This window comes from Roseimicrobium sp. ORNL1 (assembly GCF_011044495.1).
Lineage (GTDB): Bacteria > Verrucomicrobiota > Verrucomicrobiia > Verrucomicrobiales > Verrucomicrobiaceae > Roseimicrobium.
Genome location: NZ_CP049143.1, coordinates 6,782,601 through 6,797,498 on the forward strand (window position 1 = coordinate 6,782,601; position 14,898 = coordinate 6,797,498).

The 14,898-nt window shown below is 61.3% G+C and carries 15 protein-coding genes; 6 read left to right on the top strand and 9 right to left on the bottom strand.

The window, feature by feature from the left end:
* Window position 1 precedes the first annotated feature (1 nt).
* The 9 genes from G5S37_RS27225 to G5S37_RS27265 form a co-directional block, all read right to left on the bottom strand.
* Complete coding sequence (locus tag G5S37_RS27225; protein WP_165208578.1) at window positions 2-967, bottom strand: MoxR family ATPase; 966 nt, start codon at window positions 965-967, stop codon at window positions 2-4.
* A complete protein-coding gene (locus G5S37_RS27230) occupies window positions 964-2,385 on the bottom strand; it encodes a DUF4350 domain-containing protein (protein WP_165208580.1) in 1,422 nt (473 codons plus the stop codon). The genes G5S37_RS27225 and G5S37_RS27230 overlap by 4 nt, the downstream gene beginning before the upstream one ends.
* Entirely contained in the window at window positions 2,375-4,078 is a 1,704-nt protein-coding gene (locus G5S37_RS27235; protein ID WP_165208582.1) for a DUF4129 domain-containing protein, read from the bottom strand. Before G5S37_RS27235 ends, G5S37_RS27230 begins: the two co-directional genes overlap by 11 nt.
* 42 nt (window positions 4,079-4,120) lie before the next feature.
* Window positions 4,121-4,450: a B-box zinc finger protein gene (locus G5S37_RS27240; protein ID WP_165208584.1), complete on the bottom strand. Its 330-nt coding sequence runs from the start codon at window positions 4,448-4,450 to the stop codon at window positions 4,121-4,123.
* Between the two features lie 17 nt (window positions 4,451-4,467).
* On the bottom strand, window positions 4,468-5,559 hold the full coding sequence (locus tag G5S37_RS27245; RefSeq protein ID WP_165208586.1) for a hypothetical protein: 1,092 nt from the start codon (window positions 5,557-5,559) through the stop codon (window positions 4,468-4,470).
* An 18-nt stretch (window positions 5,560-5,577) separates the two neighbouring features.
* Window positions 5,578-6,225 carry a hypothetical protein gene (locus G5S37_RS27250; RefSeq protein ID WP_206026167.1) on the bottom strand — a complete coding sequence of 216 codons (648 nt, stop codon included), beginning with the start codon at window positions 6,223-6,225 and terminating at the stop codon, window positions 5,578-5,580.
* Between the two features lie 39 nt (window positions 6,226-6,264).
* Window positions 6,265-7,131 carry an RDD family protein gene (locus G5S37_RS27255; protein WP_165208590.1) on the bottom strand — a complete coding sequence of 289 codons (867 nt, stop codon included), beginning with the start codon at window positions 7,129-7,131 and terminating at the stop codon, window positions 6,265-6,267.
* 97 nt (window positions 7,132-7,228) lie between these two features.
* Window positions 7,229-7,918, bottom strand: coding sequence for a hypothetical protein (locus tag G5S37_RS27260; protein WP_165208592.1), 690 nt, complete (start codon window positions 7,916-7,918; stop codon window positions 7,229-7,231).
* Window positions 7,919-7,931: 13 nt separating this feature from the next.
* The gene (locus G5S37_RS27265) at window positions 7,932-8,405 is read right to left on the bottom strand and encodes an EVE domain-containing protein (protein ID WP_165208603.1); all 474 of its coding nucleotides are present in this window, start codon (window positions 8,403-8,405) and stop codon (window positions 7,932-7,934) included.
* A 29-nt stretch (window positions 8,406-8,434) separates the two neighbouring features.
* On the opposite strand from G5S37_RS27265, the gene G5S37_RS27270 reads away from it, so the two are divergent.
* From G5S37_RS27270 to G5S37_RS27295, 6 genes are all read left to right on the top strand, one after another.
* A complete protein-coding gene (locus G5S37_RS27270) occupies window positions 8,435-9,187 on the top strand; it encodes a GDSL-type esterase/lipase family protein (RefSeq protein ID WP_165208605.1) in 753 nt (250 codons plus the stop codon).
* A gap of 48 nt (window positions 9,188-9,235) precedes the next feature.
* Window positions 9,236-11,686, top strand: a complete 2,451-nt coding sequence (locus tag G5S37_RS27275) for a DUF1592 domain-containing protein (protein WP_165208607.1) — start codon at window positions 9,236-9,238, stop codon at window positions 11,684-11,686.
* Between the two features lie 36 nt (window positions 11,687-11,722).
* On the top strand, window positions 11,723-12,121 hold the full coding sequence (locus G5S37_RS27280) for a four helix bundle protein (RefSeq protein ID WP_165208609.1): 399 nt from the start codon (window positions 11,723-11,725) through the stop codon (window positions 12,119-12,121).
* A gap of 60 nt (window positions 12,122-12,181) precedes the next feature.
* Window positions 12,182-13,459 (top strand): DUF1552 domain-containing protein, encoded by a 1,278-nt coding sequence (locus G5S37_RS27285; RefSeq protein WP_165208611.1) that lies wholly within the window; start codon window positions 12,182-12,184, stop codon window positions 13,457-13,459.
* Between the two features lie 133 nt (window positions 13,460-13,592).
* Window positions 13,593-14,213, top strand: a complete 621-nt coding sequence (locus G5S37_RS27290; RefSeq protein ID WP_165208613.1) for a redox-sensing transcriptional repressor Rex — start codon at window positions 13,593-13,595, stop codon at window positions 14,211-14,213.
* A 149-nt stretch (window positions 14,214-14,362) separates the two neighbouring features.
* Window positions 14,363-14,575 (top strand): hypothetical protein, encoded by a 213-nt coding sequence (locus tag G5S37_RS27295; RefSeq protein ID WP_165208615.1) that lies wholly within the window; start codon window positions 14,363-14,365, stop codon window positions 14,573-14,575.
* The last annotated feature ends 323 nt before the right edge of the window (window positions 14,576-14,898 follow it).

The window sequence follows — 14,898 nt, forward strand, 5'->3', positions numbered from 1 at the left end:
CTCACCTCGGCACCGCCACCGCCTCCAGCACGCGGTGGATGAGCTCGGTCACGGTTAGGCCTTCGATTTCAAACTCAGGACGCAGCACGAGGCGGTGGCCCAGGACAGGCTCCGCAAGGGCGCGCACATCATCAGGCGTGATGAAGTCACGCATGTCGAGTGCAGCGCGCGCACGGCTGGCAAGGATGAGTGCCTGCGTGGCACGCGGACCAGCACCCACCAGCATGGCCTCATGCTCACGCGTGGCACGCACGAGATCCACGATGTAGGCCAGGAGTTCCTCACGAACTGTCACCAGTTGCAAGGCGGCGCGCAGTTGAATCACCCGATCCGCCGTGAGCACCTGGCGCACCGCGCCGCTCTCGAGCACGGCTTCCGGCGACTCCTCGCCCAGCATGCGGCCGGCAAGGTTGAGTTCCTCGTCGCGGTTGGGATAGCCCACGTTCACCTTGAACATGAAGCGATCCTTCTGAGCTTCGGGTAGCGGATAGGTGCCTTCATACTCCACCGGGTTCTGCGTGGCGAAGACCGTGAAGCTCGGTGGCAGGGCGTGCGTCTCGTTGTCGATGGTCACCAGGCGTTCCTGCATGGCTTGCAGTAGCGCGGACTGCGTTTTCGCGGGAGCACGGTTGATTTCATCCGCGAGGAGGAAGCTGGTGAATACCGGTCCTTTCACCAGCACGAAGTTGCTCTCCTTCAGGTTGAAGACACTCGTGCCCGTGATATCCGCCGGCATCAGGTCCGGCGTGAACTGAATACGCGCAAAGTCTCCACCCAGCACCTTCGCCAGCGTACGCACGAGCAGCGTCTTGCCCACGCCCGGCACCCCTTCGATGAGCACATGCTGTCCCGTGAAGATGGCGATGAGCGCGTGCTCAATCACGTTCTGCTGGCCGATGATGACCTTGGCAATTTCCGCCCGGGCTTCCGCCAGCGCGAGTTTCAGTTGTTCCAGGGATTCAGTCATGAGAGGGGACGGGAGCTGTGTTCAGGTTGGGAAGGGGTCGGTGCTTGAGCCTGGGCTTTCGGCGCGGGCGTGAGAGGCTGGTTGGCGCGAGGGTGGAGCATGTCGCACATCACGCGGTAGAGGGAGCTGAGCGCGCCACGCTTCACGGAAGTGGCTTCCAGCACGGGAAGGTGCTGGCGCGCCTGGTCAATGCGGGCCTGCATGGCAGGAGAACGGTGGCGGGAACCGTGCTCCCACGCGTCCAGCCCCCGGCGAAGCACCTGCGCCTGGGGAATGCCGCGGCGCAGCAGGCTCACCAGACCCGCCGTGGCGCCGCGACCTGCCACGGTCTTGCTGGGCGCATCATCATCACGCGCGGGCACCAGGCTCATGCTGCTCTTCCACACGAAGAGGGCAAACAACAGCAAACCACCGAGGAACAGTCCGTGCAAACGATGCCGCTTCGCGAGCGCCATGATGCCGGGCTGCTCCAACGTGCCGAGGTGCGTTTCATCAAAGATCACCGTCCCGGATGGTCCGATGAGCCAGGAGAGGAACTTGGTGGCGGCGCCATGGTACAGCGCCTCATTGCTCAGGAAGTAGGAATCCGTGGCGAGCACGATGCTGCCACCTGCATCCGTATCACGCGAGGCCAGCACCACATCGTCTCCCACCAGGGCCAGCGGCTTCCATTTGCTCGTCGCCTCATCGGTGAATGAAATGGACGTCCGCGTGTGCCAGCCGGGCAGCCCCTCCTCCACACCCATGCCCATCGGCGTGGTCAGCTGCAACGCCCCTCCCGAAGTCATCACGAAGTTCTGCTGTTTCACCTTCACGCCAAGCAACCGCCTCAGCGACTGGGGAGGCAGCATCGGGTCGTCCTTGTCCTTCGCTCGCCGTTCCCGGATGACGAGATCCTCATCATCCTCGTCGTCGTCCTTCCCCTTCTCCTTCTTTTTCTTTTCGTCAGCGAGGGGTGGCTTGCCCAGTCTTTTTCTGCGCTCGTCCCGGCGCCGTTCAGCATTTTCATCACGGCGCTTGTCTGCAGCCTCCAGCACCGTGTTCCAGTCCGTCTTCTGCCCGTGGAGCGCAATCACCACGCGGCCACCTTCATTGGCAAAGCGCAGCACGGATTCGCCATCGAGCTGCTCACCACTGGCAAACATGTCGGGAGTCACCATGACGAACAGCAAGGTCTTGTCGCGGGATCCCTTGAGCCGGGTCAGGTCGCGGTAGTTCCGCTCCGCGCGCACGCCGGGAATACGGTTCAGCGCGTCATGCAGCGCCTTGGTGCCCATGGGATCCGCACGAAGGGACGACCCATGCGCATAGACATCCCCGCTGGCGAAGCGTTTGCCCAGCAGCGTATTGAAGGCCCAGGCTGCGAGCAGCACCAGGCCAATCAGGATCGCGAGTGCGGTGGCGGGACTACGTCGCATGGGTGGTGATGCGTTCGTGTTGCTCCTGGAAGCGAGTCATGAGATCCGGTGACACGTCGTGCCAGCCGTACCACACCCAGTCGAAGGTGCGCACCTGCTGGTGAAAGCTTTCGTTGAGATCCGTGCGGCCCTTCGCCCTCCAGCCAAGTTCACGCACGTAGTCGCCGTTCGACTTGGTGCGGGAAATCTGCAGCAGCCGCTTGTCTCCCAGATGCGCCAGCGTCGCGAGGAAAAGCGCACGCAGGGCGAGCCGGTAGTCGCCAGCATCCATCTTCTCCCGTGCCAGTCGCAGCCATTCGTTCTCCGGAAGCTGCGAGGCCACGATGTTTTCATTCTCCAGATTGATCTCAGGCAGCGCCGTGGTGTCCATCACCACGGTCTTCCGTGTTTGCTTCCAATGACGGAAGAGCAGCCACGCCAATGCCAGCACGAGCACGATGCCAAGGGCCAGCAGCAGCTTGGGCATCATGCCCACCCACGTGCTCCCCTCACCGTCCGCGTCCGACCCACCTCCTGATCCTTCTCCCTTGGCATCCTTCCCACCAAACAACCAGTCCATGAGATCACCAAGAGCCTTGCCAATGTCTTCCAGGGACGCATTCAGCCAATCCGTGATCGCGCGCATGGTGCTTCCCAGCATGGTGTCCTCCTTGCCGTCCTTGCCTCCCTCACGCGGCATGCGCCATTCAAATTCACTTTGCCGCAGCGTGTCACGAATGGATCGATCCAGCCGGTCGCTGGGAACTGTGGGCGTGATTTTCGCCGGCGTGGCCTTGGCCTCTGCTGACACTGGCGCTTGTTCTCGCGCTTGCGGCGAGCCGTGCAATGGCGACACTCCACTGCACATGAGCGCGAGCACAACGACGAGCACGCCACCGGCGGAACGCAGCGCGCGCAGCCGCACCTCAATGTCCGCCCCGGTACGCCGGGCTGCTCCATAGAAGCAGCGCAGCACATAGATGGATTTCACCAGGGGATTCATGGCGAGGTAACACAAGCTGAAGAAAAATGCCTGCACCGGCGTGCTCATGATCAACCCCGACGACATGGTGATGGCATTCTCCGAACCCGAGAAGGACTTGATCAGGCTCATGGTAAGAGCGAAGCCGACGACAATGTTGAGATACACAAGGATGGCCGCGACATGCAGCAGGGCCAGCAACGTCACCTGCTGAAAGAACTGCCACTGCGACTGGCCCATGGACTGGGCCAGCAGCGTCCTGTGCCGACCGCCCCGGCGGAAGTGATCCACCGCCAGCACGGTCACATTATGGTAGAACGCATAGGTCCACGGCAGCGGCAGCATGGTGAAAAGAGACACGCCCAGCACCCACGGAGCCGTGGCATGCACCCACATCTGGGAGGCAACCAACCGGAGCCAGCCACGCAGCGGCATGCGGTCACGGTGTTCACGGCCCTGCACCATTCCCATAAGACCATCACAAAACCATGCCTGCATGATCTTCATGAAGGCATAGAGCACTGCAAGGATCAGCGAGGACTCCAGCAACCGACCCTCTGCAAGGCCGGAACGTGACATGTCACTCCAGAAATAGAAGAGGTACACCACAAAGGGCACGCTCCCCAGGTAGTAGGTGAGCCACAGGGTCGCAGACGCATTGCGCAGCAAATGGGTCCCCTCCTCCACCAGAGTGAAGAGTTCCCGATGATCGCGCTTGCTGGCCTTAGGCATGCTGGTTGGATAATTTTGCAGAGGCTACGTAAACTGTCTCTCCTAGAATCCAAATCGCTGCCACATGATCCCTTCATGAAACTCGGAAGGCGTGCTGAGCAGCACCTTCCCCAGGAACCACGAAGTGCCCCACAGGAGCAGGATTCCAAGAGCGAGTTGGAGGGGGACGCTGATGAGAAACCAGTCGCGCTTGGGTTTCTCCTTCACCTCCAGCTTCGCCCGATGGCAGGAACCGCACACCATGCGGCCATCGAGTTCTGTGACGCATTCGCGACAGAACGGCTGACCGCAGGAGGTGCAGCGGGCTGCGGCCTCACGCCGGGGATGGTTGAGGCAGTGCGGCTGCTGGAGGATGGCAGGGGCTGCAGACATCGGGGTAAAAAATCAAATCAGGACATGGGAGGTGGCGCCGCGGGAGGCGCTGTCGTAACCGGTTCATCGGCGCCGCCCTTCCGCTGCGGCGCGTAGACAAGCTGCACAACCCCGCAGGCAGCCAGCACGAGTGCGAGCGCGAGCAAGGCCCAGCCAAGAGCGCCGGCCTCTTCAAACCGTGCGGCCGCGAGATAGGCAAAGAGGTCTTCGCTCGCGTGTTCATTGCGCTCAATGATCTCCAGCGCGCTGCGCTGGGTGACAGACTTTGCAGTGGCGGCCACTCCGACCGCAAAGAGAGCCACCGCCGCGGCGAGGTGCATCACCAGCCCTCCCCAAAGGGAGCCGGCCAGCGCCACAGGAATCTTGAACTGGTTGGCCCTCACCAGCGCGACGATCGCCATGACCGCCGAGGCTCCGCCCACCAGCATGCTGATGACGGTAAAAAATAGTCCGTCGACAAAAAGTTCTCCCGCCAGCACCATCGCCCAGCCGAGGGACAAAAGACCGGCAGCCAGCACCCACGTACTACCTGCCCACCGCGGCTTCAGACCTGCAGCGGACGCATACCTCGGAGCGAAGGTCGCCATGTGGCCGGCAGCGGCCGCTGCGGCAGCCGCGGCTGCTCCCATTTCCACCACCGCCAGTCCTTTTTGATGCTCCATGCACAGCGCTTCCAGCTGCTCAATCACGGGCTGGGCCGTCTGTACGCGGGTCAGCGGCTTCAGGCGAAGCACCTGCACTGCGGTCTGCAGCGTACAGGCACAGGTGCGCCCGCGGGCCAGATGTACCGTCAGCAGAATCACCAAAAGCGCGGCAGGCAGCGCCAGACTGAGAGGGTAGAACACCTCCTGTTCACGGGTTGCCCAAGTCAGCACACCAAAGAACAAGGCGCCCAATCCAAGCAGCAAACCCATCCAGGTGTAGCGCCTTGTCTCAGTGAGGGTGAGCGCCTGGACATTCTTGTAGTCCAACCGCCGGTAGACTTCGGACAGGGCCATCACCAGGCCCTTGGCTTCCACCACCAGCAGATGGTCCGGACCCTGCCACAGGGATCCTTTGCCACCGTGGTTTCCGGCGAGCCAGGTATAGTCGGCGAATTGTTTTTTCATACGCTCAGTAATCTCGTCCTAGCGAAGGAACGTCTGCGTCATGCCCGCCACGAGGAAGAATCCCCACGCAGCACACTGCAACAAGCTGAGTACCAGTGCCGAAATCGTGCGCCAGGGGCCGCGTGGCACCATGCTGCGCGGCTTCTTCCAGGCATAGATGGAGAAGCCAAGTGCCAACGGCGCCGTGACCACACTTCCCATGAGAGGCAGAACCATGAGCATCACTCCAAACGGGCCAAGCAGCATGAGCGGAACGCACAGCAGAAAGGGCAGCAGCGCGGTGCCGAGGGCAATGTTATCCCAGAGCACGCGGCGCACCTCGAAGCGGACATCCTTCCGGCGACCGCGCAGTTCATCCAGGCACTTCAGGCACACATGCTCGGAACCCCACTGCGCGGACCACGCCTCTGAAACAAAGACGCCGCAATGAGAGCAGGTGCGGGTCGCTCGCCGGTTCGGGCTGTAAAAGCACACCGCCTCCCCAGGGGCCGGCGGCTCCTCCGGCAGGGCGGGTGGACCACCGCCGCCCGGCACATGCCTCATGGCAGGCAGCAGCACGGCCTTCACCGGCCTGCGGCACAGGGGGCAGGCGCCATCCCGCGACGACGCAAAGACCGCCACAGGGATGTGGTATCCGCAAGCCGTGCATCGAATCATCGTCGTCATCGCCTTCGTCCCGTCGTCTTCACACGTGATTCGTCATTCTCATTTCCACACCACCCGCGTCGCGCAGATACGGTCATGAAGGGCGCGCTTTTCGCTGTCGAAGCCTGCCATCCACCACGGGAAACCACCCGCAATAAACCCCACCACAAACGCCACGAAAAGCCCAATCCCCCAGAAGGCGAATGCCGGACTTTCCTCCAAATTCCTGAAATTCTGCAGACCTCCCATGCCGATGACAAAGATGAGGACGAGGGGGACCATCAGGATGATCATCCAGATGATGTGGTTCAGGACACCGCTGGCAGCCCAGCGCGCCAGGGCACGCGGCCAGCGGAGCGGCATGCCATCCATGGTGACGATCTTGAACCCGAGCGCCATCTTGCCCAGCGTACCGCCAAAGCGGGCCACCATCCAGGTGTGATACCAGGCGTTCAGTGCCATGGAAAACAGGAAGACGCCGATCATGGCGATGCCACTGAAGATGCCCGCGGCACTGCTTTCGCCCAGTCCAGCCCCGACCGCTCCAATCATGAACATCCCCGCCAGCTGAACGACCTGCTGGGCCACGAGCAGGATGATGTAGTCAATGATCCATGACAACAGGCGCCACCAGAAGCCGACGTAGCGCATGGCGCCAGGGGCCGTAATCTCCCCGATGACGCCCTCGCGCATCTGCTGCACGAAAAGATCCTTGTTCTGCTCCGGCACCGCCACACCGCCGAGCATCGGCGCACCCGAGGTGGAAATCAGATCTGGCCGCACCCTGCTCAGCGGTTGCCAGTCAGGCAGGCCCTCACGCCAGAGCAGCGTCTCAGCCTTGAGCGTGCCGTATTCGGCCAGCGACGCCAAATCCGAATCCGAGACAGGACCCTTCTGCTGACCGTTCTCCGCGTAAAACCAGTTCATGATTGTCGCAATTCCCTATTCCAGGGTGCCGCATGGTTGCGGAGAGTCGGACGCAGGTCAATCACCAAGAACGGCAACCGTGCTGAAGCACGCATCTTCAGGGCGGGCTGCCGCTCAGGGCTTCCACCGTACAGTTCCGAATCCTCCCCTCTGTGCCATAGCTGGCGAAACCAAAGGGCACACACCGGTCAATCTCCCCGGAGCGCAGGCTGAGGTCTGCTTTGGCGATGTTCGCTTTGGCAAGGGAGCGGTCGTCGAGCCAGACGAACAAGGTCTCAGGCGTGACCTCAATGCGAATGCGGTACCACTTGCCATCCTCAAACTTCTGCGCGCTGCCAGTGGCATTCATGCTGGCATCCAAACCATCAATGGAGGAGATGCCCACCTGCGAGCCACCCCAGCCTCCCAGCACGAAGGTGACGCACCTCTCCACTCCCCCGGCAGGAAAAGTCAGGCTGCCAAAAAAATCCTTCCCGCTCACCCGCATGGCTTCATAAGTGACGCGGTAGCTCGTGAGCGGCAAGCCATCCTTCTCCCAGGTGGGAAACACAATGCCAGTCATCGGCGAGCCGGCCTTCAGCGTGTAGCCATCCGTCTCCTGCTGCACGCCTCCGGAGTTCAGCATCTCTGCCTCCTTCCAGCGACCGATCAGTTCTTTGCCGAAGAGTTCCCACCTCACCGGACCCTTGGGCGTTGAGGCGGCATCAGGCTTCGCCGGCCCGCAGGAAGCCAGACCCGCCAGCAGCAGCACCGCGCAGGCGAGAGACCGGACGATGCGTCCTCTCATGACAAATATTCTATCACTTCAGCTTCGCGCCGCCCATCTTGCAGATGAGGTCAAAGTGCTTCTTCTCCACGGGCGTGATGGAAAGGCGGTTGCCGCGGCGCAGGGTAATCAAGTCCGTGAGGCGGGGCTCCTCCCGCAGCGCGGTGAGCGTCACAAAATCCTTGAAGTCCGCCTCCCAGGTCACATCGACGAGCAGCCAGCGCGGATCTTCTTTTTTGCTTCCCTTGTCATAGTACTCACTCTCCGCGTCGAACTGGGTCGGGTCAGGCTTGCCTTCGCTGGAGATGCGCACCACGCCGGCGACACCGGGCACTTCACAACTCGAGTGGTAAATGAACCCCAGGTCTCCCACCTTCATGTCGTCCCGCATCATGTTGCGCACCTGATAATTGCGCACCCCGTTCCAAGGCTCGGTTTTCTTGGGGCGCTTCTTCAAGTCATCAAAAGAGAAAACGTCAGGTTCGGTTTTGAGTAGCCAGTAGCGCATGGTGTGGCCATCATCGCGGGATGCCGTGGATGCGCCAAGCGAATTTCATCGTTCAAATCGTAGCGTGCGTGGTGGCCTTGGGAGCTTACGGTCAGGCACCCACAGCTCCAGTCAACCGCTCGGCCGATCACCCCCAACCCATTCTCGAGCCAGGCTGGCTGCGTCGTGTCGGCACGCAGCAGGGCATCCTGACCAATCAGCCCTGCCGGATCTGTTTCATTGGCGATTCACTCACGGAACTCTGGGAGCACACCGGTAAGGCGGACTGGGACATGCACTTCGCCCCACTGAAGGCTGCCAACCTCGGCCTCACGGCGGACCGCACCGAACACATCCTGGAACGCATCCGGCGCCTCGACTTCCGCCGGGCGAGGCCGCAGCTCGTGGTGCTGCTCATGGGCACCAACAACCTGGGCATGGAACCGCCCGACAAGCCTGACGAGGTGTTCCGCGCCACCCAAAAGGCAGTGGCGATGATGCAAGCAAAGATGCCACAGTCCAAAATACTGCTGCTCACCATTCCCCCCAGCGGGATGGAACCCAAAAGCGCGCTGCGTATCCGCATTCAGGAAACAAACCAACTGCTCACGCAGGCCAAGTGGCCGGATGCTGTGCGCGTACTGCCTGTATATGAGGCGATGGTGGATGATGCAGATCGCTGGCGGGCAGACTGCACGCTGGATGGCACCCACTTCAGCGCGACGGGCTACGCCCGGCTGGCAGCGCTCCTGTCCCCCGTGGTGAAAGAGATGCTGGGGGCCGCCGGAAAGCCGGTGCAATGAGAATTGCGTTCGTCCGGCATTTGAGGTTCCGTATATATCCACCCGACGATGCTCCGCGCTCTCTGCCTCACCACCCTGAGTCTGCCCTGCCTGCTCCAAGCTGCCCCACCCAAACCGGGGGTGGATGGCTTCTTCGGCCAAAACTGCACGGAATGCCACGATGCCGACGTGAAGAAGGGCGGCCTCGATCTCACGGCGATTTCCTGGAACCCGGAGACGCGGGAGAACTTCGACCTGTGGGTGAAGATCCACGACCGTGTAAGCAAGGACGAGATGCCTCCGAAGAAGAGCGAGCGGCCCGACGCGAAGACGGTGGCCGAGTTCCTCGCCTCGGTGTCAAAGCCTCTGCGTGAGGTCAGCTCAAAACAACAAGCAATCACCGGACGCACGGTGCTGCGCCGGCTGAATCGCAACGAATACGAGCGCACCGTGCAGGACCTGCTGGGCATCGACATTCCTCTGGCGAACCTGCTGCCGGAAGACACCCCCGCCCATGGCTTCGACACGGTGGCGGAAGGCCTGCGCATTTCACAACTCCAACTGGAGAAGTATCTCGAAGCTGCCGATGAAGCGCTGGAAGCGGCGATGTCACCGAAAGAACGTCCCGAGCTCATCAAGGGGCACTACAGCTACAAGGACGAGAATGGCATCAAGAAGAACTTGGAGCTGCCGGACGAACCACCCACGGACCCGAAGAAAAAGTACAGCCGCTCGCGCCAGGTGTTCCGGATTCTGCCGGATGGCGTGGCCATGTTCACCGATGCGGACTACATGCTGGGACTGGGTCAGTTCCGCGTGAAGCGTACCGGCACCTACCGCATCAAGGTTTCCGCCCAGGCCTACCAGAGCGCGGGCAAGGACATCAACCTCCGCCTCTACGGCAACAACTTCCGCACGAAGCGACTGGTGGCGCAGTTTGACTTCCCTGAGGACAAGCCGCGCATCGTGGAATTCACCGCGCGCATCGAGAACGGCGAGCACCTGCTCTTCACTCCTTCGAAAGTCGGTTACGACGAAGACGGCAAGCGCCTGAATGACTACGACACGACCAAGGACTTCAAGGGTCGCGGTCTGAACGTGCAGTGGGTGGAAGTGGAGGGTCCGTTGGAATCCCAGGTGTGGCCACCCGCTTCGGTGGTGAAGCTCTTCGGCGCGGAGAACGTGAAGACGGTCGACAACTCGAAGCAGAAGAAGCCGGAGACCTATGAGGTGAAGCCCGCGGATCCGCAGACCGAGGTGAAGAAGGTGATCGAATCCTTCGCCACGCGCGCCTATCGCCGCCCTCTGGAAGCGGGAGAGGTGGATGGTTTTGTGCAGATGGCGCAGGAGTCCCTCACGAAAGGTGAAAGCTTCTCGTACGCGGCCCAGCTTGGCATTCGCGGGGTGCTGACCTCCACGCCCTTCCTCCTCTTCAGTGAAGCACCCGGGAAGCTGGACGACTACGCGCTGGCCTCGCGCCTCTCCTACTTCCTTTGGAGCACGCTGCCGGACGACGAACTGCTGAAGCTGGCCGCCGCCAAGCAACTCTCCCAGCCCGCCACGCTGCGCACGCAGGTGGAACGCATGCTGAAGGACAAGCGCTCAGGTGACTTCGTCACGAACTTCACCGGTCAATGGCTCGACCTGCGCAGCATCGATGCCACCTCGCCGGACGCGAATTTGTATCCTGAGTTCGATGAGATGCTGAAGCGCGCGATGATTGCCGAAACGGAAGCCTTCTTCCGCGAGGTGCTGACACAAAATCTCCCACTGACGAATTTCATCCAGTCCGACTTCGCGATGCTGAACTCACGCATCGCCGAGCACTACGGCATCGACGGCGTGCGTGGCGAGCAGTTCCAGCGTGTGAGCCTTCCCGCAGACAGCGTGCGCGGCGGCGTGCTCACCCAGGCCAGCATCCTGAAGATCACCGCGAACGGCACCGTCACCTCTCCCGTGCTGCGCGGCGCGTGGGTGATGAAGCGCCTGCTCGGCGATCCGCCCGCGCCTCCCCCGCCCGGGGTCGGCAGCGTGGAGCCCGACACGCGTGGCGCCACCACAATTCGCGAGCTGCTGGACAAACATCGTCATGCGGAATCCTGCATGGGCTGCCACAGCAAGATCGATCCTGCTGGCTTCGCGCTAGAGTCCTTCGACGTCATTGGAGGCGTGCGCGATCGCTACCGCAGCAAGGAGAAGGGTGAGCGCCCCGCGACGAAAATCGAAAACCGCGGCGTGTGGCAGTACAAGCTGGCCCTGCCCGTGGACACCACCGGAGCACTGCCGGACGGCCGCGCTTTCACCGGCATCCGCGACTTCAAGAAGCTGATTCTGGACAAGCCCGCCGATCTCCAGCGCTGCATCGCGGAGAAACTCCTCACCTACGCCACGGGCGCTGGTATCACCTTCACCGACCGCGTGGCAGTGGCCGACATCGTGCAAAAAACAAACCAGCAGGGCGGCGGTCTGCGCACCCTGGTGACAGAAGTAGTGCTGAGTAGCACGTTTCAGAACAAATGATCTTCGGAATGCAAAATGAGAAATGAAACGTGAAAAATGAAAAATGGAGTGAAGAGCAAACAAGCGGAGTGGGACGCCCTCGAGGAGCGGCTGCTTGATTTCGCGGCTCGGACCGGACTTGTCGTCGACGCGTTGCCGGACACACGGATGGGCAGACACGTTGCGGGACAACTAATCCGTTGCGGCACCTCTCCTGCTCCGAATTATTCCGAAGGATGTGCCGCAGAGAGTCGAGCCGACTTCGTTCACAAACTTGGCATCGTTCTCAAGGAGCTTCGTGAATCCCGCGTCTGGCTCCGCCTCATTGTGAAAGCAAAGCTGCTCCCACCCGCAAAGCTTAATGCCCTCATCGATGAGTGCTTCCAGCTGATGAACATCATTGCCAAATCAATCGTTACCGCAAAAGCAAACTCCAAAGGCGCACGCTCTCAGTAACTCAGTTCATTTTGCATTTTTCACTTCTCATTTTTCATTTTGCATTCTCCTTTTCATACCATGACCGCGCCAGCCCCTCTTTCCCGCCGCGCTTTCCTGCGTGGTTCCGGCATCTCGCTCGCGCTGCCTTTCCTGGATGCCATGTGGTCGCGGTCCATGCTCGCAGCGGATGCGCCGCCGCCGAAGCGTCTGGTCACGGTGTGCTCGGCACTCGGTGTCTACGGTCCAGATTTCTTCCCCACGGCCGCTGGTCGCGACTATGCGCTCACGCCGTATCTCGATCTCCTGAAGGAGCACCGGGATGACTTCACTGTCTTTTCCGGCCTCTCCCACCCGGAGCAGAGCGGACGTGATGGTCATGCGTCTGAGATGACGTGGCTTACCAGCGCCCGGCATCCTGGCTTGGGTGGCTTCCGCAATACCATTTCCATCGATCAGTTCGTCGCGGAGAAGATCGGCTTTGAAACGCGCTTCCCTTCGCTGGTGCTGAATACGGGAGGGAACAACAGCCAGAGCTACACCCGCAGTGGCGTGATGATTCCAGCGGAAGCACGCCCGTCCAAGGTCTTCGCCTCCCTCTTCCTCGATGGCTCGCCCAACGAGGTGTACAACCAGATGCGCAAGCTCAAGGAAGGCCGCAGCATCATGGACGCTGTGCGTGATCAGGCGAAGCGTTTCGAAAAGCGTGTGGGCGCCGCCGACCGCGAGAAGCTGGACGAGTACTACACCTCCGTACGCGAGATGGAGCAGCGCCTCGTGAAGGCCGGCGACTGGGTGCACAAGCCCAAGCCGAAGGTGGATGTGCCGCCGCTGAAGGACATCGAAAGCGAGAAGGACCTGATTGGCCGCATCAACTTAATGTTCCAGCTCGTGCCTCTGGCACTGCAGACGGACAGCACGCGCCTGATCACGATCCTGATTCAAGGCCGCGGGGATGTGCCGGAGATTCCCGGCGTGAGCATGGATCACCACAACCTCTCCCACCACGGGCAGGACCCCCAGAAGATCGAGCAGCTCCGCTTGGTGGAGCGTGCGGAGATGGGTGCGCTCAACGGCCTCTTCAGCGCGCTGAAGGCAAAGAAGGAAGGCTCGTCCTCGCTGATGGACAACACCATGGTCCTCTTCGGCAGCAACCTGGGCAATGCCAACTCCCACGACTGGCACAACCTGCCCACCCTGCTCGCCGGCGGCGGCTTCAAACATGGCCAGCACATCGCCATGGACACAAAGAACAACACGCCCTTGTGCAATCTCTTCGTCCCGATGCTGCAAAAGCTGGGCATGGAGACCGACGCCTTCGGCACCAGCAGTGCCTCGAGCCTGGCTGGTTTTGCCTGATTTTCGGCACTCGCAATCAAGGATCAAACTTGCCCCCAGCGCCCGTCTTTTCCGGGTGTTTCCGCCACCGTGTCGCCCAATCGGCGCAGCAACCGAAATTTGACTTCTCTCGTATCCTTGTGAAAAATCACAAGTGCCCAAGCCCGAAATCCCTCGCAAAACCGTCTACCGATTTTCCATTTATCAGCGCTGCCTTACCCGCCTGAAGGACAATCATCTAGAGACCGTCTCCTCTGAGGCGCTGGCGAAGGCTGCCGGTGTGAAATCCACCCAGCTCCGCAAGGATCTCACGCATCTGGGACAATTCGGCACGCGAGGCCTTGGCTACAATGTGGCGGGTCTCAGCGCCGCGATTGGCGAAGTGCTGGGCCGCTCCCGGTTGCAGCCGGTCATCCTCGTCGGGGTGGGTAATCTCGGCGCCGCTCTGCTCCGCTACGGCGGGTTCCAGAAGGAGGGTTTCGAAATCGTAGCCGCCTTCGACACCAAGCCCGACCCACGCCGCGTGAAAGGCCTCAAGACCCAGCTTCTCGATGCCACTGGTCTCACCAGTTTCATCCGCGAACACCAGATCAAGATGGCCATCCTCACCGTGCCCGGCACCCACGCGCAGGAAGTGGTGAACGCCATGGTCGAAGCCGGCATCCAGGCCGTGCTGAACTTCTCCCCCGTGGTGCTCGAAGTGCCGAGGAACGTGGTCGTGAACAACGTGGACCTCGCGGTGGAGTTGGAGAATTTGAGTTACTTCATTCGGTGAGCCCGAAAGAGTAACCAGTGTACAGTAGCCAGTATTCAGTCTGGACTCCGTCCGGGCTGTCCACCCCACAGGTTTCGACCTGAATACTGTCTACTGACCTACTGAATACTTTCGTATCATTCACGCCCGACTCTCCACCGTATTCCCTCATGGACCGCCCCGCCGCCATTGCCCAGATCCGCGAAGCCGCGAAGAACATCGCGCTTCAGTTCATGAAGATCCATCCCGCCCTGCCTAGCCTCAATGACTCCGAAACCATGGGCGATTGCATCAAGGCCCTGCATGAGATGACCGTCCAGATCGAGATCATCAAGAAGAAGGTCGGCAAGCTTGAGCGTCAGGACGACAGCACCCTCCTCTAGGAGGTTAGGCGTCCCCGCCTGACAGCGGTCGTTAGGCCTCCGGCCTGACGATACCCGCCAAGCAACGCCCAAGCATACATTCCCACTGAGAAAGCGTCGCACCGAACCAAGGACCGGGAACGCCTCGTTCCCGCACGACTGAGGTGACCTTCACAAGCGCGTGTCGCATGCAACGCCACACTGCCCCGTGGAGCTCGCAGCGACACTCCGGCCTATCACATGACGTCACACGCACCAGGCGAAGTGGTGAACACGTCAGGGGTTCGGGAACGAGGCGTTCCCGCTCCTTGACCCACGCCACTCCAACACGAGATCGGCGAAGA

Excerpts from the sequence above, each read along its gene's own strand:
- G5S37_RS27225 (WP_165208578.1), bottom strand. The coding sequence starts at position 967 with ATGACTGAATCCCTGGAACAACTGAAACTCGCGCTGGCGGAAGCCCGG.
- G5S37_RS27230 (WP_165208580.1), bottom strand. The coding sequence starts at position 2,385 with ATGCGACGTAGTCCCGCCACCGCACTCGCGATCCTGATTGGCCTGGTG.
- G5S37_RS27235 (WP_165208582.1), bottom strand. The coding sequence starts at position 4,078 with ATGCCTAAGGCCAGCAAGCGCGATCATCGGGAACTCTTCACTCTGGTG.
- G5S37_RS27240 (WP_165208584.1), bottom strand. The coding sequence starts at position 4,450 with ATGTCTGCAGCCCCTGCCATCCTCCAGCAGCCGCACTGCCTCAACCAT.
- G5S37_RS27245 (WP_165208586.1), bottom strand. The coding sequence starts at position 5,559 with ATGAAAAAACAATTCGCCGACTATACCTGGCTCGCCGGAAACCACGGT.
- G5S37_RS27250 (WP_206026167.1), bottom strand. The coding sequence starts at position 6,225 with ATGACGACGATGATTCGATGCACGGCTTGCGGATACCACATCCCTGTG.
- G5S37_RS27255 (WP_165208590.1), bottom strand. The coding sequence starts at position 7,131 with ATGAACTGGTTTTACGCGGAGAACGGTCAGCAGAAGGGTCCTGTCTCG.
- G5S37_RS27260 (WP_165208592.1), bottom strand. The coding sequence starts at position 7,918 with ATGAGAGGACGCATCGTCCGGTCTCTCGCCTGCGCGGTGCTGCTGCTG.
- G5S37_RS27265 (WP_165208603.1), bottom strand. The coding sequence starts at position 8,405 with ATGCGCTACTGGCTACTCAAAACCGAACCTGACGTTTTCTCTTTTGAT.
- G5S37_RS27270 (WP_165208605.1), top strand. The coding sequence starts at position 8,435 with ATGCGCCAAGCGAATTTCATCGTTCAAATCGTAGCGTGCGTGGTGGCC.
- G5S37_RS27275 (WP_165208607.1), top strand. The coding sequence starts at position 9,236 with ATGCTCCGCGCTCTCTGCCTCACCACCCTGAGTCTGCCCTGCCTGCTC.
- G5S37_RS27280 (WP_165208609.1), top strand. The coding sequence starts at position 11,723 with ATGAAAAATGGAGTGAAGAGCAAACAAGCGGAGTGGGACGCCCTCGAG.
- G5S37_RS27285 (WP_165208611.1), top strand. The coding sequence starts at position 12,182 with ATGACCGCGCCAGCCCCTCTTTCCCGCCGCGCTTTCCTGCGTGGTTCC.
- G5S37_RS27295 (WP_165208615.1), top strand. The coding sequence starts at position 14,363 with ATGGACCGCCCCGCCGCCATTGCCCAGATCCGCGAAGCCGCGAAGAAC.